At 68.6% G+C, this 18,844-nt stretch carries 16 protein-coding genes; 8 read left to right on the forward strand and 8 right to left on the reverse strand.

Features of this window, described 5'->3' with window-relative positions; genetic code table 11:
* Window positions 1-4: 4 nt before the first annotated feature.
* Both ASD47_RS21765 and ASD47_RS21770 read right to left on the reverse strand, forming a co-directional pair.
* The gene (locus ASD47_RS21765; RefSeq protein ID WP_056761239.1) at window positions 5-1,492 is read right to left on the reverse strand and encodes an aldehyde dehydrogenase; all 1,488 of its coding nucleotides are present in this window, start codon (window positions 1,490-1,492) and stop codon (window positions 5-7) included.
* 295 nt (window positions 1,493-1,787) lie between these two features.
* Window positions 1,788-2,465, reverse strand: coding sequence for a GntR family transcriptional regulator (locus tag ASD47_RS21770; RefSeq protein WP_056761242.1), 678 nt, complete (start codon window positions 2,463-2,465; stop codon window positions 1,788-1,790).
* Between the two features lie 115 nt (window positions 2,466-2,580).
* On the opposite strand from ASD47_RS21770, the gene ASD47_RS21775 reads away from it, so the two are divergent.
* From ASD47_RS21775 to ASD47_RS21790, 4 genes are all read left to right on the forward strand, one after another.
* The gene (locus ASD47_RS21775; RefSeq protein WP_056761245.1) at window positions 2,581-3,900 is read left to right on the forward strand and encodes an aspartate aminotransferase family protein; all 1,320 of its coding nucleotides are present in this window, start codon (window positions 2,581-2,583) and stop codon (window positions 3,898-3,900) included.
* An 83-nt stretch (window positions 3,901-3,983) separates the two neighbouring features.
* On the forward strand, window positions 3,984-5,987 hold the full coding sequence (locus tag ASD47_RS21780) for a sulfotransferase (protein ID WP_056761248.1): 2,004 nt from the start codon (window positions 3,984-3,986) through the stop codon (window positions 5,985-5,987).
* 125 nt (window positions 5,988-6,112) lie between these two features.
* Window positions 6,113-8,503, forward strand: a complete 2,391-nt coding sequence (locus ASD47_RS21785) for a TonB-dependent receptor (RefSeq protein WP_056761251.1) — start codon at window positions 6,113-6,115, stop codon at window positions 8,501-8,503.
* Between the two features lie 230 nt (window positions 8,504-8,733).
* On the forward strand, window positions 8,734-10,110 hold the full coding sequence (locus tag ASD47_RS21790) for an amino acid permease (protein ID WP_056761256.1): 1,377 nt from the start codon (window positions 8,734-8,736) through the stop codon (window positions 10,108-10,110).
* Here ASD47_RS21790 and ASD47_RS21795 read toward each other — a convergent pair.
* The gene (locus ASD47_RS21795; RefSeq protein WP_056761260.1) at window positions 10,107-10,376 is read right to left on the reverse strand and encodes a GNAT family N-acetyltransferase; all 270 of its coding nucleotides are present in this window, start codon (window positions 10,374-10,376) and stop codon (window positions 10,107-10,109) included. The two genes, ASD47_RS21790 and ASD47_RS21795, sit on opposite strands and share 4 nt — an antisense overlap.
* 81 nt (window positions 10,377-10,457) lie before the next feature.
* Between ASD47_RS21795 and ASD47_RS21800 the strand changes: the two genes are divergently transcribed.
* A complete protein-coding gene (locus tag ASD47_RS21800; protein ID WP_056761262.1) occupies window positions 10,458-11,075 on the forward strand; it encodes a DUF3617 family protein in 618 nt (205 codons plus the stop codon).
* A gap of 8 nt (window positions 11,076-11,083) precedes the next feature.
* Here ASD47_RS21800 and ASD47_RS21805 read toward each other — a convergent pair whose 3' ends face one another.
* Window positions 11,084-12,286 carry an acetyl-CoA C-acyltransferase gene (locus ASD47_RS21805; protein WP_056761265.1) on the reverse strand — a complete coding sequence of 401 codons (1,203 nt, stop codon included), beginning with the start codon at window positions 12,284-12,286 and terminating at the stop codon, window positions 11,084-11,086.
* 231 nt (window positions 12,287-12,517) lie between these two features.
* Between ASD47_RS21805 and ASD47_RS21810 the strand changes: the two genes are divergently transcribed.
* From ASD47_RS21810 to ASD47_RS21820, 3 genes are all read left to right on the forward strand, one after another.
* Window positions 12,518-13,021, forward strand: a complete 504-nt coding sequence (locus ASD47_RS21810; protein WP_056761269.1) for a helix-turn-helix domain-containing protein — start codon at window positions 12,518-12,520, stop codon at window positions 13,019-13,021.
* Window positions 13,018-13,230, forward strand: a complete 213-nt coding sequence (locus ASD47_RS21815) for a hypothetical protein (protein WP_056761271.1) — start codon at window positions 13,018-13,020, stop codon at window positions 13,228-13,230. The genes ASD47_RS21810 and ASD47_RS21815 overlap by 4 nt, the downstream gene beginning before the upstream one ends.
* Before the next feature lie 156 nt (window positions 13,231-13,386).
* A complete protein-coding gene (locus tag ASD47_RS21820; protein ID WP_235526072.1) occupies window positions 13,387-13,896 on the forward strand; it encodes a sugar transferase in 510 nt (169 codons plus the stop codon).
* Window position 13,897: 1 nt separating this feature from the next.
* On the opposite strand, the gene ASD47_RS27990 is transcribed toward ASD47_RS21820, so the two are convergent.
* From ASD47_RS27990 to flgK, 4 genes are all read right to left on the reverse strand, one after another.
* Window positions 13,898-14,029, reverse strand: coding sequence for a hypothetical protein (locus tag ASD47_RS27990; protein ID WP_255355534.1), 132 nt, complete (start codon window positions 14,027-14,029; stop codon window positions 13,898-13,900).
* A gap of 310 nt (window positions 14,030-14,339) precedes the next feature.
* Window positions 14,340-15,548 carry a tRNA 2-thiouridine(34) synthase MnmA gene (mnmA, locus tag ASD47_RS21825; RefSeq protein ID WP_056761277.1) on the reverse strand — a complete coding sequence of 403 codons (1,209 nt, stop codon included), beginning with the start codon at window positions 15,546-15,548 and terminating at the stop codon, window positions 14,340-14,342.
* Between the two features lie 79 nt (window positions 15,549-15,627).
* A complete protein-coding gene (locus ASD47_RS21830; RefSeq protein WP_056761280.1) occupies window positions 15,628-16,551 on the reverse strand; it encodes a flagellin in 924 nt (307 codons plus the stop codon).
* A 9-nt stretch (window positions 16,552-16,560) separates the two neighbouring features.
* Entirely contained in the window at window positions 16,561-18,675 is a 2,115-nt protein-coding gene (flgK, locus tag ASD47_RS21835) for a flagellar hook-associated protein FlgK (RefSeq protein ID WP_056761281.1), read from the reverse strand.
* Window positions 18,676-18,844: the final 169 nt, after the last annotated feature.

Raw genomic sequence — 18,844 nt, forward strand, 5'->3', positions numbered from 1 at the left:
GACATCACCTCAGCGTCACGGACACCGACTTCAGGTCGGCGTACTTGTGCAACGCGTGAAGGCTGCGGTCGCGGCCGAAGCCCGACTGCTTGAAGCCCCCGAACGGCATGGTGATGTCGCAGGCGTCCCAGCCGTTGATCCAGACCAGACCCGCCTTCAGCCGCCGGGCGCAGGTCAGGGCGCGGTTGATGTCCGACGTCCACAGGCCGGCGGCCAGGCCGTAGACGGTGTCGTTGGCCAGGCCGATCGCCTCGTCCGGGTCCTTGAAGGTCTGCACGCCCAGCACCGGGCCGAACACCTCCTCGCGGGCCAGGGTGTGGTCGGGCGCAAGCCGGTCGAAGATGGTGGGCTCGACATAGAAGCCGCCGGTCTCCTGGCGCACCCGCGATCCGCCCAGTAGGCGGCGCGCGCCCTGGCTGTCGGCGGTGGCGATATAGTCCAGGGCGGTGTTCATCTGCCGCTCGCTGACCATGGCCCCGAAGCTGGTCTCCGGATCCAGCGGGTCGCCGGGGACCATCGTCTTCGCCACAGCGACCACCTTCTCGAGGAAGGCGTCCTTGATCGAGTCCTGCACCAGCAGGCGCGAGGCCGCGGTGCAGACCTCGCCCTGGTTATAGAACACGCCCCAGGCGGCGGCCGAGGCGGCGGCGTCCAGGTCCGGACAGTCGGCGAAGACGATCTGGGGCGACTTGCCGCCCAGTTCCAGCGACACGCGCTTGAGGTTCGAGCGGGCCGAATATTCCATCAGTCGCCGGCCCACCGGGCCCGAGCCGGTGAAGGCGATCATGTCGACGTCCATCGACAGGGCCAGGGCCTCGCCGGCCACCCCGCCCAGGCCGGGGACCACGTTCAGCACGCCCGGCGGCAGCCCGGCCTCCAGGGCCAGCTCGCCCAGCTTCAGGGCGGTCAGCGGCGACTGCTCGGCGGGCTTGAGGACGACGGAATTGCCCATGGCCAGGGCCGGGGCCACCTTCCACATCGCCATGTGCAGCGGGAAGTTCCACGGCACGATGGCGCCGATCACGCCCAGCGGCTCGTGCACGGCCCAGCTCAGCCGGTCGATCGGCGAGGTCCCGACCTCGCCATAGATCTTGTCCAGGGCCTCGGCGTACCAGCGGGTGGTGCCGATCGCCAAGGGGATGTCGACGGCGCGGGCGTCGCGGATCGGCTTGCCGGTGTCGACGCTCTCCAGCAGGGCCAGTTGCTCGGCGTCGCGCTCCATCAGCTCGGCCAGCTTGAACAGCACCGCCTTCTTGGCGCGCGGGCCCTGGTCGCGCCAGCGGCCGTCCTCGAAGGCGGCGCGGGCGCCGGCCACGGCGCGGTCGACGTCCTCGCTTTGGCAGGCGGCGACCTGGTTCAGCACCGTTCCATCGCGCGGCGAGACGTTGTGGAAGGTCATGCCCGACGCCGCCTCGACCAGCGCGCCGTCGATCACCGCCCGGCCGGGCAGGGCCAGGGTCTTGAGAACGTCGATCGGGCTGGCGGCGGTCAAGGGAGAGCTCTCGGTGAATTGTGATCACAGTTTGCGGTGGCGGGGCGGCTGTCAAGGTGGGGCGGGTTGACGCCAAGAGCGTTTGACGAGGTTGCGTCTTTCGCGCTCACCGCCCCCTCCGCGCTCGTCATCCTCGGACTTGTTCCGAGGACCCCTGGTTCAGCCTTGCTGCCGAAAACAGAACGCGCGCGGCGTTCGCGGCGCCCCCTCTCCGGAGGACAGCGCGGCGGCGCCAGGGGTCCTCGGAACAAGTCCGAGGATGACGGACGTTGGGGATAACAGCTCAAAAGGGAGCTCACCGCCCCGCCTCCACCGCCATGCGCATCTTGTCCATGCCCTCCGACAGGTCGGCCGCGATGGCCCGGCGGGCGGCTTCGGCGTCGCGGGTCTTCAGGGCCTCCATGGCCTCGGCGTGGCGGTCGGCGACCAGGCCGTCGGCGCCAACCCGGCCGAACACCACCCGCATGAACGGCCCGATCTGCAGCCACAGCCCACCGGCCATGGCCAGCAGCACCTCGGCCTCGGCCCGCGCGTAGAGGGCGAAATGGAAGTCGTGGTTGGCGGTCATGTAGGCGTCGACGTCGCCCAGCCGCAGGGCGTCGTCGACGGCGGCGTCCAGCTCGCGCAGGCGCTTGAGCAGGGCGGCGTCGGCGTGGGGCGCGGCGCGGGCGGCCAGTTCGGGCTCGATCCACAACCGGGCCTGGGCCAGTTGATCCAGCCGGTCGGCGGTCAGGGACGGCACGCTCAGGCGCTTGTTGGCGGGGTTGATTTCGAGCGCCCGCTCGGCTGACAGCCGCCGCACCGCGTCGCGCACCGGCATCGGCGACACCCCCAGCTCGGCCGCCAGGCTGCGCAGGGACACCCCGACGCCGGGCGCGATACGGCCGGTGATCAACGCCTGGCGAATGGCCTCGTAGACCTGGTCGTGGACGGCCAGGCTGTCGGCGAGGGGCTTGCGGGTTTGCGTGCTCATGCCTCTCCCCCTTTTAAATCCACTCATCCCGGCTTTCGCCGGGATGAGTGGAGGCAGGGCTGGACAGGAGACCTCCAATTGCGATCACAATGCAAGCCTGATCCGGAGTTCTCCCATGGCCGACATCCGCGCCAACGACCTCGACGCCTTCTGGATGCCGTTCACCCCCAACCGGCGGTTCAAGGCCCAGCCGCGGATGCTGGCCCGCGCCGAGGGCATGCACTACGCCACGCCCGAGGGCCGCCAGGTACTGGACGCCACCTCGGGCCTGTGGTGCGTCAACGCCGGCCACAACCGCCCCAGGATCGTCGAGGCCATCCGCCGCCAGGCCGGCGAGATGGACTATGCGCCCAGCTTCAACATGGGCCATCCCGCCGCCTTCGCCTTCGCCAGCCGCATCGCCCAGATCACCCCGCCGGGCCTGGACCGGATCTTCTTCACCGGCTCGGGCTCGGAGTCGGTCGACACCGCCCTGAAGATCGCCCTGGCCTATCATCGGGCCCGCGGCAAGGGGACCAAGACCCGGCTGATCGGCCGCGAGCGCGGCTATCATGGCGTCGGCTTCGGCGGCATCTCAGTGGGGGGCATCCCCAAGAACCGGATGTATTTCGGCTCGCTGCTGACCGGCGTCGACCACCTGCCCCATACGCACGGCGTGGCCGGCAACCTGTTCAGCCAGGGCCTGCCCAAGAACGGCGCCGAGCTGGCCGACGCGCTCGAAGGGATCGTCGCCCTGCACGACGCCAGCAACATCGCCGCGGTGATCGTCGAGCCGGTGGCCGGCTCGACCGGGGTGCTGGTCCCGCCCGAGGGCTACCTGCAGCGCCTGCGGGCGATCTGCGACCGGCACGACATCCTGCTGATTTTCGACGAGGTGATCACCGGCTTCGGCCGGGTGGGCGCGGCCTTTGCGGCCGAGCGGTTCGGGGTGACGCCGGACATGATCTGCATGGCCAAGGGCCTGACCAACGCCGCCGTGCCGGCCGGGGCGGTGGCGGCGTCGGAAGGCGTCTACCAGGCGATGATGGACGGCGCCGACGCCCCGATCGAGCTCTTCCACGGCTACACCTATTCGGCCCACCCCCTGGCCTGCGCGGCGGGGATGGCGGCGCTGGAGGTCTACCAGGAGGAGGGGCTGTTCGCCCGGGCGCTGGAGATGGAGCCCTACTGGCGCGCGGCGGTGCATTCGCTGAAGGACGCCCGCCATGTGGTCGACATCCGCGACTTCGGCCTGATCGCCGGGATCGAGCTTGAGCCAAGGCCGGGCGCGCCCACCGCCCGGGCGCTGGCGGCCTTCGAGACGGCCTTCGACCAGGGTTTGCTGATCCGCGTGACCGGCGACATCATCGCCCTGTCGCCGCCGCTGATCATCGAGAAAAGCCAGGTGGACCAGGTGGTGGAGACCATCCGGGCGGTGCTGAGCGGTGTGGATTAACCCTGGACGCCGCCGCGCGCCGGCTCCCGGAGGCGGCGGGATCGACCGTTGACATCCCCAGCCCCCCGTCCTCCCATCCGCCCATGACCACCGCCACCACCGAGCCCTCCGGCAGCGTCGCCACCGCCCTGGCCCACGGCTGGCGGCTGCTGGACCTGGATCCGCGGGGGGCGGTGGAGCAGGCGATGGCGATCCTGGAGGCCGTGCCGCGTCACGCCGAAGCCACCCTGATCCTGGCCGCGGGCTTGCGGCTGTCCGGCGACGTCGCCCAGGCCTTGCGGGTGGTCGAGCCGCTGTCGCGGGCCTTCGCTCAGTCGCCGCCGATCCAGCTGGAGCACGGCCGGATCCTGGCCGCCGACGGCCACACCCAGGCCGCCGTGGCCGCGTTCAAGCGGGCCGTCGCCGCCGATCCCGACCTGGCCGAGGCTTGGCGCGGCCTGGCCGAGGCGTTGGAGCTGCTCGGCGACGAGACCGGCGCCCAGGCCGCCCGGGCTCGGCAGATCAAGGGCGGGGTCCGCGACCCGGTGCTGATGACCGCCGCCGCCGCCCTGGTCGACGGCGAGCCGGGCAGGGCCGAGACGGTGCTGCGCGAGCTGATGGCCGTTCGTCCCGCCGAGCCGGCGGCGATCCGCATGCTAGCCGAGGCCGTGGCCCGGCAGGGCCGCGAGGTGGAGGCCGAGGCCCTGCTGCAGGACTGCCTGAAGCTGGCCCCCGCCTTCACCGGCGCCCGCTACAACCTGGCCACCCTGCACTACCGCCTGGGGCGGTCGACGGAGGCCCTGGCCCAGCTGGACAGACTGCTGGCCGACGAGCCGCGCCATCCAGGCTACCTGAACCTGAAGGCCGCCTGCCTGGCGCGGATCGGCGAATATGCCCAAGCCATCGCCATCTACGAGGACGTGCTGGCCCGCCATCCGCAGCAGCCCAAGGGCTGGATGAGCTATGGCCACGCCTTGAAGACCGTGGGCCGCTCGGCCGACTGCGCGGCGGCCTACCGCAAGGCCGTCGATCAGGCTCCGTCCCTGGGCGAGGCCTGGTGGAGCCTGGCCAACATGAAGACCTATCGCTTCAGTGAGGCCGACCTGGCGGCCATGGAGGCGCAGCTGGCCCGGGAAGACCTGGCCCACGACGACCGCCTGCATCTGGACTACGCCCTGGGGAAGGCCCACGAGGACACCGGCCGCTACGCCGAATCGTTCGCCCATTACGCCCGCGGCGCGACCCTGCGTCGGGCTCAGGTCCCCTACGACCCGGCGGTGATGACCCGCCACGTGGCGCGCTGCAAGACGGTGCTGACGGCGCAGCTGTTCGCGTCGCGGGCCGGGCAGGGCTGCCCCGCGCCCGACCCGATCTTCGTGCTGGGCCTGCCGCGCGCCGGCTCGACCCTCGTCGAGCAGATCCTGGCCAGCCACTCGACGGTGGAGGGCACGATGGAGCTGCCCGACGTCACCGCCATGGCCCGGCGGCTGAAGGACGAGTCGCCCTATCCCGAGGTGCTGGCCACGCTGAGTCCGGAGGATCTCAGGGCGCTGGGCGAAGAGTTCCTCGAGCGCACCCGGGTGCAGCGCAAGACCGACCGGCCGCTGTTCATCGACAAGATGCCCAACAACTGGGCCCATGTCGGGCTGATCGCCCTGATGCTGCCGAACGCCAAGATCATCGACGCGCGGCGCCATCCCCTGGGCTGCTGCTTCTCGGGGTTCAAGCAGCACTTCGCCCGGGGCCAGAACTTCAGCTACGGCCTGGAGGACATCGGCCGCTACTACGCCGACTATGTGGAACTGATGGCCCATGTCGACGCCGTCCTGCCGGGACGCGTGCACAGGGTGATTTACGAATCGATGATCGAGGATCCGGAGCGGGAGATCCGCGCCCTGCTGTCCTATTGCGGCCTACCGTTCGAAGAATCGTGCCTGAATTTCCACGAAAACGACCGCGCCGTGCGCACCGCAAGCTCAGAACAGGTCCGTCGTCCCATCTTCAAGGACGCGGTCGAGCATTGGCAAAACTACGAATCATGGCTGGACCCGCTGAAGACCGCCCTGGGACCTGTCCTGTCCAGTTATCCCGCCGCGCCTGAATTTTGATCAGCCGCTCAGAACCCTGCCATTTCTGCAACAGTCGGCCGAATTGACGCGCGTTTGAATTTTGCGCCTTGCCGGCTCAAATCAGCCAGAAGAGCATCGTTCTCCGAACAGTTCGGGGAGCCGATATGACGTCCACAACGCGTAACAAGACCGCCCTTTCGAAAGGCGGCCTGCTGACCACCGCGCTTCTCGCCTCGACCATGCTGACGGCGGTCGCCGCGCAGGCTCAGGCCCAGACCGCCCCCCAGGGCGCGGTCGCCCTGGACGAGGTGGTGGTCACCGCGCAGAAGCGCTCGGAAAACCTGCAGGACGTACCCGTCAGCATCCAGGCGCTCGGCCAGGCCAAGCTGGACCAACTGCACGTCGCCAGCTTCACCGACTATGTGAAATACCTGCCCAGCATCTCGTTCCAGACCACCTCGCCGGGCTTCTCCAACGTCTATTTCCGCGGCGTGGCCAGCGGCGGCGACGGCAACCACTCCGGCTCGCTGCCCAGCGTCGGCGTCTATCTGGACGAGCAGCCCGTCACCACCATCCAGGGCGCGCTGGACATCCACATCTACGACATCGCCCGGGTCGAGGCGCTGTCGGGGCCGCAGGGCACGCTGTACGGCGCCAGCTCCCAGGCCGGCACCCTGCGGATCATCACCAACAAGCCCAGCACCGCCGGCTTCAGCGCCGGCTACGACCTGGAAGCCAACACCATCGCCCATGGCGACCAGGGCTACACGGCCGAGGGCTTCGTCAACCAGCCGCTCAGCGACAAGGTCGCCGTGCGCCTGGTGGGCTGGGCCGAGCACCAGGGCGGCTATATCGACAACGTCGCTGGCTCGCGCACCTATCCCACCTCGGGGATCACGGTCACCAACGCCGACCGGGTCAAGAAGGACTACAACGACGTCGACCTCTATGGCGGCCGGGCGGCGATGAAGATCGAAGCCGGCGACAACTGGGTGATCACGCCTCAGGTCATGGGCCAGATCGAGAAGGTCGGCGGGGTGTTCGCCGAGGATCGCAGCCTGGGCGCGCTGAAGGTCGCTCACTACTATCCTGAGAATTCCAAGGACAAGTGGTGGCAGGCGGCCATGACCGTCGAGGGCAAGGTCAGCAACCTCGACGTGGTCTATGCCGGCTCTTACCTCGACCGCGACGTCGACACCCGCCAGGACTACACCGACTACTCGTTCTTCTACGACACCCTGGCCGGCTACGGCGCCTACTGGACCGACGACGCGGGCAATCCGGTCGATCCGTCGCAGTACATCATCGGCCACGACGCCTACATGAAGGCCAGCCACGAGCTGCGCGTCTCGACCCCGCAGGAAAACCGCTTCCGCGTCGTCGGCGGCCTGTTCTACCAGCGCCAGACCCACGGCATCACCCAGAACTATCGGATCGACGACATCGGCGACTCGATCTCGGTGCCGGGCTATCCGGGCACGATCTGGCTGACCAAGCAGAAGCGTATCGACCGCGACAGCGCCGCCTTTGGCGAGGTGGCGTTCGACATCACCGACAAGCTGACCGTGACCGGCGGCATCCGCTTCTTCAAGTCCGACAACAGCCTCAAGGGCTTCTACGGCTACGGGGCGGGCTACGGCTCGACGGGGGAGAAGGCCTGCTTCACCGGCCCCGAAATCGAGGGTTCGCCCTGCACGAACCTCGACAAGCGGGTCAAGGAGAAGGGCGACAGCAAGAAGATCAACCTCACCTACAAGATCGATCCCGACAAGCTGGTCTATGTCACCTATTCCGAGGGGTTCCGGCCGGGCGGCATCAACCGGCGCGGCACCCTGCCGCCCTACCAGTCCGACTTCCTGAAGAACTACGAGTTCGGCTGGAAAACCACCTGGGCCGACAACCGCTTCCGCTGGAACGGCGCGGTGTTCCACGAGACCTGGAACGACTTCCAGTTCTCGATCGTCGGGGCCAACGGCCTGACCGAGATCAAGAACGCCGTCTCGGCCGAGATCAACGGCGCCGAGACCGACTTCAGCTTCGCGGTAATGCACGGCCTGACCTTGAACGGGGCGGCGACCTATATCGACGCCAAGCTGAAGGGGACCTATTGCGGCAAGGTCGACCCGGCCACGGGCCAGCCGATCACCGACTGTCCGGTCGATCTGGATGAGTATCCCGAGCGCGCGCCGGACGGCCAGAGCCTGCCGGTCACGCCCAAGTTCAAGGCCAACCTGAACGCCCGCTACGAGTTCGACCTGGGCGGCTACGACGCCTTCGTCCAGGGCGGGATCGTCGGCCAGTCCGGCGCCTGGGCCGATCTGCGCACCTACGCCCGCGAGGTGCTGGGCAAGCAGGCCGGCTATATCACCACCGACCTGTCGGCCGGCCTGGGCCGCGACAGCTGGACCTTCTCGGCCTATGTCGTGAACCTCAACGACAGCCGGGCCAGCCTGACGCGCAGCACCGAGTGCGTCGAATCCGTCTGCGGCGCGGAGGTCTATTCCGTGCCGCTGCGGCCCCGCACCATCGGGGTGAAGTTCGGGCAGAAGTTCTGATCGCGAACAGGGACAGTTTTGGGGACATGCTCATGGGCATGTCCCCATTCAATCATCGGCTCATCCCGGCGAATGCCGGGACCCAGATCCCATGACACTGAGGTCGATTGGAAGAGCTCAGCGCTCCTGGCGTCAGCTTCAAGGCCATTCCATCTGGGTCCCGGCATTCGCCGGAATGAGCGGCGTCTGAGGGCATGGACGAACCTCCGTTCCCGTGAAAGCCTGACCGCATGACGACGGCCCGACAGAAGGTCCCGATCCCCAGGATCACGGCGCCCCGCGCCCTGGGCTTCTGGATGTGCACGGCCCTGGTGGTCGGCAACATGATCGGCTCGGGGGTGTTCATGCTGCCCGCGTCCCTGGCCCCCTACGGCTGGAACGCGGTGTTCGGCTGGCTGCTGACCATCGGCGGGGCCCTCTGCCTGGCCGTGGTGTTCGCGGGGCTGGCGCGAGAGTTCCCCAAGGCCGGCGGGCCCTACGCCTACACCCAGGAGGCCTTTGGGCCGCTGGTCGGGTTCATGGTCGCCTGGAGCTACTGGATCTCGCTGTGGGTCGGCAACGCGGCCATCGCCACGGGGGCGGTCAGCTACCTGTCGGCGATCTTCCCGGCCATCGCCCGGGTCCCGGGCATGCATCTGCTGATCACCCTGGGCGCGGTCTGGCTGCTGGTCGGGGTCAACATCGCCGGCGCCCGCCTGGCCGGCGGGGTCCAGGTGGCGACCACCGTGCTGAAGCTGCTGCCGCTGGTGGCGGTGGCCGGCCTGGCCTTCTGGGTGATCGGCCGCGACCACGGGGCCAGCCTGACGCCGTTCCGCGCGTCGGACATCCATCCGGGCGGGATCACCGCCGCCGGGGCCTTGACCCTATGGGCGCTGCTGGGCCTGGAATCGGCCACCGTGCCGGCCGGCAAGGTGGTCGACCCGGTCCGCACCATCCCCCGCGCCACCCTGGTGGGCACGGTGTTCACGGGCGTGATCTACCTGCTGGTCTGCTCGGCGGTGGTGCTGCTGACCCCAGCCGACGCGCTGAAGGTCTCCAACGCCCCGCTGGCCGACTTCGTCAGCCTCCACTGGGGCGGCGGCGCCGGCAAGGTCCTGGCCCTGTTCGCGGCGATCAGCGCCTTCGGAGCCTTGAACGGCTGGGTGCTGCTGCAGGGCGAGATGCCCTACGCCATGGCCCGGGGCGGGGTGTTTCCGGCCTTCCTGGCCAAGGAGTCGGCGAACGGCGCGCCGGTTCGCGCCCACCTGTTGTCGGCCGGCTTCCTGACCGTGCTGGTGCTGATGAACTACGCCAAGTCGATGGCCGATCTCTTCACCTTCATCGCCCTGGTGGCCACCACGGCCTCGCTGTTCGCCTACCTGGCCTGCGCCCTGGCGGCGCTGAAGCTGCAGGCCACGCGGCGCATCGCCCCGACCACGGCCCTGACCGTGATCGCCATCCTGGCCGGCCTCTATTCGGTCTGGACCCTGGTGGGGGCGGGCGGCCAGGCGGTGCTGCTGGGCCTCGGCCTGCTGGTCGTCGGGGCGCCGTTCTACTGGCTGACGCGGGGCGGGTCCTTTACCTCCAACCCTCCCGGCGAAGGCCGGGAGCGGCGGATCAAGAGTTAAGCGATCATCTCCGGATCGTTCCGCCGCAGCCAGGCCGAGGCGTAGCTGCAGAGCGGCACGATCTTCATGCCCTCGCTGCGGGCGGTCTGGGCCACCTGCCGCATCAGGCGTCCGGCGGCGCCGGTGCCGCGCAGGGCGGGGTCGGCCTCGACATGGGGGATGACCAGCCGATGGCCGCTGCGCTGGTAGTCGGCGAAGGCGATGCGCCCGTCGACCTCCAGTTCGTAGCGGCTCTTGGCGGGGTTGTGGCTGAAGGCGTCGGTCATGACTCGCATATGGGCTGGACGGCGCGCCGCGCCAGGCGCGTTAGTGGACTCTTGGGGGCTAACGCGCGAGCGAGGTGGGCGATGCGAACTCTCTTGGTGTTTGTGGCGTTCGGAACCCTGGCGGCGGCCGCGGCCGCCTGTGGCCAGAAATCAGAGACCCAGACGTCCGGGACCGGGGCGGCGGCGGGGCCGAAGGCCGCGACCGCGGTGTCGGACACCGTGGCTCCGGCCGCCGCAACGCCCGCGCCGACGGGCTGGCCCAAGCGCAAGCCGGGCCTGTGGACCCAGACCATGACCCTGCAGGCCCAGGGCTTCACGCGCAGCTTCCGTTTCTGCGTCGACGCGACCAGCGACCAGAAGATGGGGCTGGACAGCCAGGGCGACGACAAGCGTTGCCAGCGCAGGTCGATGACGCGCGGGGGCGATGGAAGCTGGACGGTCGTCTCGGCCTGCGACATGGGCCCGGCCGGCAAGATCGACAGCACCATCCATGTCGCGGGCGATTTCGACACCCGCTACGTGATGGAGGTCGCCAGCACCACGACGGGCGCCGCCCAGCCGGCGATGAACGGCGAGCACAAGATGTCGATGACCGCCGAATGGTCCGGCGCCTGCCCGGCCGGCTGGAGCGGCGGCGACGTCGAGATGCCGGGCGGCCGGCGGATCAACCTGCTGACCAAGGCCGTCCCGGGCCAGTAGGGCGCGCCCTAAACCAGCTCCACCGCCATCGCCGTGGCCTCGCCGCCGCCGATGCACAGCGAGGCCAGCCCCTTCTTGCCGCCACGCGCTTGCAATGCCGCGATCAGGGTGCAGAGGATGCGTGCGCCCGAGGCGCCGATCGGGTGGCCCAGGGCGCAGGCGCCGCCGTTGACGTTCAGCTTGTCGTCCGGGATGCCCAACTCCTGCTGGGCGATCATGGCGACCACGGCGAAGGCCTCGTTGACCTCGAACAGGTCGACGTCGGCGACCGACCAGCCGGCCTTGCTCAGCGCCTTCTTCATCGCCGGCACGGGAGCGGTGGTGAACAGGGCCGGTTCGTGGGCGTGGGCGGCGTGGGCGACGACACGGGCGACAATCGGCAGGCCCAGGCGCTGGGCGACGCTTTGCCGGGTCATGACCAGGGCGGCCGCGCCGTCGCTGATCGAGGACGAGTTGGCCGCCGTGATCCCGCCGTCGCGGGCGAAGGCCGGGCGCAGGGTGGGGATCTTGGCCGCGTCGGCCTTCAGCGGCTGCTCGTCCTGGCTGATCGTTTCGACGCCCTTGCGGGTGGTGACGCTCACCGGGGTGATCTCGGCGGCGAAGGCGCCGGAAGTCACCGCCTTCTGCGCCTTGGCCAGGCCCTTGACCGCATAGTCGTCCATGGCCTCGCGGCTGAACTGGTAGGTGGCGGCGCTGTCCTCGGCGAAAGCGCCCATCAGCTTGCCCGGCGTGTAGGCGTCCTCCAGCCCGTCCAGGTACATGGAGTCCAGCATCTGGTCGTGGCCGATGCGCGCGCCCGAGCGGTGCTTGGTCAGCAGGTAGGGCGCGTTGGTCATGCTCTCCATGCCGCCGGCCACGATGATCTCGGCGCTGCCGGCCGCCAGGGCGTCATGGGCCATGATCGCCGCCTGCATGCCGCTGCCGCACATCTTGTTGACCGTCGTCGCCTCGACCGACTTGGGCAGGCCGGCCCCGATCGCCGCCTGGCGGGCGGGGGCCTGGCCGAGGCCGGCGGGCAGCACGCAGCCCATGAAGATCTGCTCGACCTGGTCGCCGGAGACGCCCGCCCGCTCGATCGCCGCCTTCACCGCCGTCGCCCCCAGTTCGGTGGCCTTGGCGCCCGCCAACGCGCCCTGGAAGCCGCCCATGGGCGTGCGGGCGAACGAGACGATGACGATCGGATCGCCGGAAGACTTGAAGGCCTCGGACATGCTGGAGCTCCACCCATTTTGTGTTCTGGGAATTTCGCGGCGGAATAAACCCTCTTCGGCGCGGCGGGTGCAAGGGTGTTCCGCAAAAAGCGGGCGACGGAGGAATGCAGACATTTCCGCCGCCGCCACGCAGTGCGCAACCGAGAGAGTCAATTGCTATAGAAAACCTACTCCTGTGGGTCTGCAAAAGCAACCCTTGCATTCCCTCGCGTAAGGCTTCACCCTCGCGGAATGGGCCGCACCGCCGACTACACCAATGAACGCTGCGCCATCGCCGCCACCCTCGAGGTCGTCGGCGATCCGTGGACCCTGCTGATCCTGCGCGACGCCTTCCAGGGCGTGAAGCGGTTCGAGCAGTGGCAGGAGCGGCTGGGCGTGGCGCGCAACGTCCTGGCCGCCCGCCTCAAGAGCCTGGTGGCCAACGGGGTGCTGGAGCCGCGTCGCTATTCGGAACGCCCGCCACGCCAGGAATATGTGCTGACGCCCAAGGGGCGCGCCCTGTCGCCGGTGCTGCTGACCATGGCCGAGTGGGGCGACCAGCACGTCTACGGCCTGGGCAAGGGGCCGGTGCACTTCGTCCACAAGACCTGCGGCTGCGACTTCCATCCCAAGCTGGCCTGCGAGGCGTGCGGCCAGATCGTCGACGGCCGCGACCTGGGCCGGGTGGTGCATGAGGAACAGGCCCTGACGGTCGGCCAGGCCCTGGAGGCCTCGGCCAAGATCGCCGCCGAGTGAGCTTTCGCTTCCACGTCCATCGCGCCAAGCCGGCCTACCGGCTGGTGACGGCGGAGGGGGCGGGTTTTCCGGCCGGCGCCGATCCGGAAGACTGGCGCTTCACCCGTGTGCGTGAGCGCGCCGACACCAATCCCGACGTGGCGCGGCTGGTCGACGAAACCGGCTCCTGCCTGTTCAGGATCGGGCTGAGATTCAGTGAGGTAGTTTGATCCACAGGTTTTGACAACTCTGTCGGAACCCCGACCCAAACTTTGCGTTTTGAGCCCTCGAGCGCGTCGCGCTCGGGCGGGGGCGCCCGGGGTTCAGTGGGGTTGGCGTTGGTGGAAGCGACGGGGCGAACGGGCGTGGCCGCCCCCGCCAGAAGCGTGAGCAAGCGGACATTGGACGTGCTGGGCGCGATCTTCGTCCTGCTGTTCTTCCTCCCTGTCGGCCTGGTGATGCTTGTCGGGATCCGCTGCTGCCGGCCCGGCCCCATCTTCGTCCGCGAGGAGACCCTCGGGCTGAACGGCCGCACCTTCGGACGCTGGCGGCTATATCGGCCGGCGCAGGACGAGAGTCTGTTCGATCAGGTGCTCTGGCGGGCGGGACTGGGCGACCTGCCATCGGCCGTCAACGTCATCGACGGCGACATGTCGCTGATCGGGCCCAGGCCGCAGTCGCCCGGGCAGGACGCCTATCTGCGCAAGGGGCGGCCGGACTACGGACGGCGCCTTGAGGCGCGGCCCGGAATGATCTGGCCGCGCGGCGCCGAGGGCGAGCCGTCGTGGAGCGCCGAGCTGGACTATGTCGCTCGATGGTCGGTGCTCGCGGACCTGAGGGTGGCGGCCCTCTACGCGGTCCAGGGATTGTTCCGCGAGGAACAGGGCGTCGATTAGATCAGTGGGCGAGGATCGCCAGGCCAACGATCAGACCGGCCCACAAACCAAGATTGCCCAGGATCACGCTCAGCCGGGTCAGCGAGACGTGGCGCTCTTGGCGGTGCTTGTAAGTGTAGGCTGCGGTGGTCATGGTCCTCTAACTCCGAATTCTACAATCCCGTCAAAAAATCGACGCGGACATACAGTAGATACGTATGCATGCCACAAAAGTTTCGCATGTCACTCGCTCAATGGGCGATTTCGCGTCTTGAGCCATGATTATTTTGCCGCATGTCCTTCACGGAGCGCCAATTTTTATCAGTGGTGTCAAATAACCGTGCCCGACGACCGAATTCTTCATCTTCAAGACGTTGATCGGCGCAAAGCACGTCAGGCGTGCATTCTGATCGGCAAGGCGCAAACGAGCATAAGGATTCGGCGTGCCGCTTGGCCGTCGACCTTTAGGTCGCCGCCCGTTCGGTCGCCGCGATGAACCCGCCGCCCAGGACCCGCTCGGGATCGGCGGGGTCGTACAGCACGCAGGCTTGGCCGGGAGCGACGCCTTCTTCCAGCCCGTCGAACACCAGGCGCGGTTCGCCTTGCTCCAGGACTAGGCGGCCTGGAACGGGTTCGCGGGTCGAGCGCACGCGGGCCAGCACCGGCGCGCCGGCGGCGGCGGCGGCCTCAAGGCTGTCCTCGACGCCTAGCCAGTTGCCTTCCTTCAGCGACAGGGCCCGGGTCAGCAGCGCCTCGCGCGGGCCAACGATGACCTGGCGCTTGTCGGCGTCGATCCGGACCACGAACAGCGGGTCGCCGACGGCGATGTTCAGGCCCCGCCGCTGGCCGATGGTGTAGCGGGTCACGCCCTCGTGGCGGCCCAGCACGCGGCCGTCCAGGTGCACCATGTCGCCTGGCAGGGCGCCCTGCGGCCGGATCCGGTCGATCACCGTGGTGTACTTGCCCTCCGGCACGAAGCAGATGTCCTGGCTGTCGGGCTTGTCGGCGATGGCCAAGCCCAGCTCGGCGGCCACCTGGCGCACGGTCGGCTTGTCCATGCCGCCCAGGGGGAAGCGCAGGAAGTCCAGCTGCTCGGCCGTGGTGGCGAACAGGAAATAGCTCTGGTCCTTGGCCGGGTCGGCGGCGCGACGCAGCTGCGGGCGGTTGCCGCCGCCGGCCATGGACCGCTGCACGTAGTGCCCGGTGGCCATGGCTTCGGCGCCCAGGTCACGGGCCACGTCCAGCAGGTCGCGAAACTTGACGGTCTGGTTGCAGCGCACGCACGGGATCGGCGTCTCGCCGCGCAGATAGGCGTCGGCGAAGTCCTCGATCACCTGTTCCTTGAAGCGGCTTTCGTAATCGAGCACGTAGTGCGGGATGCCGATCCGCTCGGCCGCCATGCGCGCGTCCAGGATGTCCTGGCCCGCGCAGCAGGCGCCCTTGCGCGAGATCGCCGCGCCGTGGTCGTAGAGCTGCAGGGTGACGCCCACCACGTCGTAGCCGGCCTTGGCCAGCAGGGCGGCGGTGACGGTGGAGTCGACGCCGCCGGACATCGCCGCGACGATCCGCGTCCCGACCGGCAGGCCCACGGCCTCGCGCGCCTGCTCGACCGCCCGGTCAAGGGCGGAGGTGTCGGGGGCAAAGAGAGCGGTGTCGGCGTCCATCGCGGCCATATAGCGGTTCGGGGCCGGTTTTGCGAGGTTTGGGGTGTCGCGGCCGGGGACAGGCGCATGCGCCTGTCCCGAAAGGCGCCTACCTCAGCACGTTCAGCAGCGACGAGTTCTGCAGGCTCGAGAACACCTGGGCCGAAGCCTGGACGGCCAGCTTGGCCGACTCCAGGCGGGTGATCGCCTCGGCCATGTCGACGTCGGTGATGCCGCCGACCATGGTGCTCAGGGTGTCGGCCTGGTCCGACAGCTCGGTCTGGGCGGTCTCGAAGCGTTTCTGGTTCAGGCCGTTCTGCGCCTGGGCGGTGGTCAAGCCGGTCTTCACCGCGTCGAAGGTGGGCAGCAGGCCGCCCAGGAAGTTGCTCTGGGCCTGGGTCAGCTTGCCGGTGAAGGGACCGTTGGCGTCGACATAGGCCTGGACTTGCTTGAAGGCGTTGTAGACGCCCGTGCCCAGCTGGTCGGCCAGCTGGCCGGTGTCGACCGAGGTAGTGTCGTCGATGCGGTTGCTGGTGATGTACTGGTCGTTCTGGAACAGCGAGGCCGTGCTGGCCGCCGCGGTCAGGTCGGCCATGCTGGTGGCGGTGGTCGGCTGGGTGTCCGACTTGGCGCCGGCGAACACGTAGCGGCCGTTGAACTTGCTGTTAAGGCCCTGGACCACGTCGCCGAACGCGCCGTTCATCTGCTGCATCAGGGTCTCGGCGCTGCCGGCGGCGATGGCGTTGGCGATGGCGTCGCGGGCGTCCTGGGTGGCGTCGGAGACCTGGCCGATGCCGATGTCCTGAACGTCCAGCCGGTTGGAGACCAGGGTCGTCTGGTCCCGGAAGCCGGCCACCTTGGCCTGGGCGGTCTTCATGGCCGTCAGGACCTCGGCGTTCTTGGCGTAGCCTTTCAGGTCGTTGGCGTTCTTCTGGCTGGAAACCTGTTCGCCGGCGACGTTCTGCAGCACCTGCGCGCGCATCAGGTTGCTGGTCATCACGCCGAAGTTGCCGGAGGTGGAGACGCGGGTCATGGCTTAACCTCAAACGATATTGGTGAGGACATCGAACATGTCCTTCGTCGCCTGGATCAGGCGGGCGGAGGCGTTGAACGCCTGCTGGTAGGTGGTCAGGTTGACCAGTTCCTCGTCGAGATTGACGCCCTCCTGCGACTGGCGCTGGGCGTCGACCTCGGTCTTGACGGAGTCGGCCGCTTCCTTGCGGCTGGTGGCTGCGGCCGCCTTGCGGGCGATCGAGCCGCTGAAGTCCGCGCCGTAGTTCAGCACGGTCTTGCTCGAGCCGGCGGTGTCGCCGGCGTTGGCGAAGGCGGCGGTGACGTCGCCGGCCTTGGCCAGGGCCAGGGCGCCGCGGCCGTCGCCGGTCGCCAGGGCCGCGACGCCGGCCGCTACCGTCAGGTCCAGCTTGGCGAACGGCAGCTTGGACGGGTTGGCGTCCATCGCCGGGTCCACCTTGAACAGGCCCCCGCGCGTGCTGCGCTCGCTCATGCCGACGCCGAACAGCTGGCTCAGCGACGGACCGCCGACGCCGCGCTGGGTGGTGTCCTCGACCACCGACAGATTGACCGGGGTGGCGGTGTTGGAGGTGAAGGCCAGCTCGCCCTTCGAACCCAGCGAGAAGGAGCCATAGAGGCCGATGCCGGAATTACGCGAGTTCAGGGCGTCGATGGTTTCCTGCATCGTGCCGGTCCCGGTCGGGATCGCCACCTGGATGTCGCGGATGCGGCTTCCTTCGCTGTCGGTCAGCCGCAGGGTGATGGTCTGGCCGGGCGTGAAGCCGCTGGGGTCGCTGGCGACCATGCCGGTCTCGTAGGGGGAGTAGCCGTCCGAGCGGATGATGTCGTTGAGGCCGAAGAACTGGGAAAAGCCCTTGCCGGCCTTCGTCGAGGGCGTGGTGGCGTCATCGACGATGGCGACGCCGTTGGTGGCGGTCGTGGTGTTCAAGCTCAGTTGGCCGTTGGCGAAGGCCGCCGTGGCCGTGCCGCCCAGGGCGGTGTTCAGCTGGGTCAGGAAATTGGTGTTGGTGAAGGCGGGCCCAGCGGCGCCGTTGACGGTCATGGTCCCGGCGCCGAAGTTGACATCGACGCGCTGGACGATGGCGCCGGCGGCGTTGGTGATGGCGATCGTCGTCTTGCCGGTGAAGTTGGCGAAGGCGGTGTTGGCGTCCAGGCCGGTGTCCTTGCCGGTCAGGCTGTTGGGCGCGGGAACCGAGCTGGCGGCGTTGGAGGCGCGGTTCAGTTCCTCGGCGGCCCGGCTGACGAACTCGCCCAGCTGGTCGGAGAGGTTGGGCAGCTCCTTGTTGCGCAGCTCGAGCAGCCCCTGGATCTCGCCGTTGGTGACCGCCAGCGGCATGACCTGGCCGCCGCTGTTGGCGGTGACGACGGTCAGATAGCCGTTGGCCGGCCCGGACTGGTTGTAGGCGACGGTGGCGGGGCCGTTGCCGGCCAGGGTCACGCCCTCGGCCGAGCGGACCATGACCCCGCCGTTGGAGCGGTCGCTGACCTGGATGTTCATGTAGGTGGACAGCTCGTTGATCAGTCCGCTCTGGACGTTCTCGGAGCCGGTGCCGTCGGCGCCCGCCATCTTGGCGCGGGTGATGTCGACATTCAGGGCGTCGATCTGCTTGAGCAGGTCGTTGACGCGGTCGACGTCGGCGCCGATGCGGTTGTCGGTGTCCTTGATCTGGCTCGACAGCGACGAGGTGATGCGCTTGCTCTCGCCCAGGAAGTCCTCGACCTTGGTGATGGCGCTGCTGCGCAGCAGGGTCGAGGATGGATCATCCGCGGCCATGGAGAAGGCGGCGTAGACGTCGTCCAGGGTGGCGAAGAAGTTGGTCTTGGCGCTGGGGTCGCCGAACAGCTTCTGGGCGTTGTCCATGGCGGTGGCGACCGCGCCGGTGCGGCCGGCGTCGGAGGCGCCGTTCAGGCTGGCGGCGGCCATGAATTTGTCGGTGGCCCGCTTGATGGCGTCGATATTGACGCCCACGCCCATGCCGTTCGACACCAGGTTGGACTGGGCGATCGTCTTGCGGACATAGCCGGCGGTATTGATGTTGGCGACGTTGTCGGAGGTGACGCGCAGGCCCGTCTGGGCCGCCATCATCCCCGAAGTCGCCACGTTCAAGATGGTGTTCAACGACATAGTCTATTCTCCGGCCTGCTCGGCAAACCACGAACGGCGCGACGCGACCTTGCCCGGCGAAAACTGCCGGGCGTTGCGGGGTTCGACCCCCTCGGCGATGTGCAAGCCATTGAAAATCATGGCAATTCGTTCCTGACGTCGAGCGAGCGACAGAAAGCCATGCGCAAGG

Source organism: Caulobacter sp. Root1472, from assembly GCF_001426985.1.
Taxonomy (GTDB): domain Bacteria; phylum Pseudomonadota; class Alphaproteobacteria; order Caulobacterales; family Caulobacteraceae; genus Caulobacter; species Caulobacter rhizosphaerae.

Excerpts from the sequence above, each read along its gene's own strand:
- ASD47_RS21770 (WP_056761242.1), bottom strand. The coding sequence starts at position 2,465 with ATGAGCACGCAAACCCGCAAGCCCCTCGCCGACAGCCTGGCCGTCCAC.
- ASD47_RS21775 (WP_056761245.1), top strand. The coding sequence starts at position 2,581 with ATGGCCGACATCCGCGCCAACGACCTCGACGCCTTCTGGATGCCGTTC.
- ASD47_RS21780 (WP_056761248.1), top strand. The coding sequence starts at position 3,984 with ATGACCACCGCCACCACCGAGCCCTCCGGCAGCGTCGCCACCGCCCTG.
- ASD47_RS21785 (WP_056761251.1), top strand. The coding sequence starts at position 6,113 with ATGACGTCCACAACGCGTAACAAGACCGCCCTTTCGAAAGGCGGCCTG.
- ASD47_RS21790 (WP_056761256.1), top strand. The coding sequence starts at position 8,734 with ATGACGACGGCCCGACAGAAGGTCCCGATCCCCAGGATCACGGCGCCC.
- ASD47_RS21795 (WP_056761260.1), bottom strand. The coding sequence starts at position 10,376 with ATGACCGACGCCTTCAGCCACAACCCCGCCAAGAGCCGCTACGAACTG.
- ASD47_RS21800 (WP_056761262.1), top strand. The coding sequence starts at position 10,458 with ATGCGAACTCTCTTGGTGTTTGTGGCGTTCGGAACCCTGGCGGCGGCC.
- ASD47_RS21805 (WP_056761265.1), bottom strand. The coding sequence starts at position 12,286 with ATGTCCGAGGCCTTCAAGTCTTCCGGCGATCCGATCGTCATCGTCTCG.
- ASD47_RS21810 (WP_056761269.1), top strand. The coding sequence starts at position 12,518 with ATGGGCCGCACCGCCGACTACACCAATGAACGCTGCGCCATCGCCGCC.
- ASD47_RS27990 (WP_255355534.1), bottom strand. The coding sequence starts at position 14,029 with ATGACCACCGCAGCCTACACTTACAAGCACCGCCAAGAGCGCCACGTC.
- mnmA (WP_056761277.1), bottom strand. The coding sequence starts at position 15,548 with ATGGCCGCGATGGACGCCGACACCGCTCTCTTTGCCCCCGACACCTCC.
- ASD47_RS21830 (WP_056761280.1), bottom strand. The coding sequence starts at position 16,551 with ATGACCCGCGTCTCCACCTCCGGCAACTTCGGCGTGATGACCAGCAAC.
- flgK (WP_056761281.1), bottom strand. The coding sequence starts at position 18,675 with ATGTCGTTGAACACCATCTTGAACGTGGCGACTTCGGGGATGATGGCG.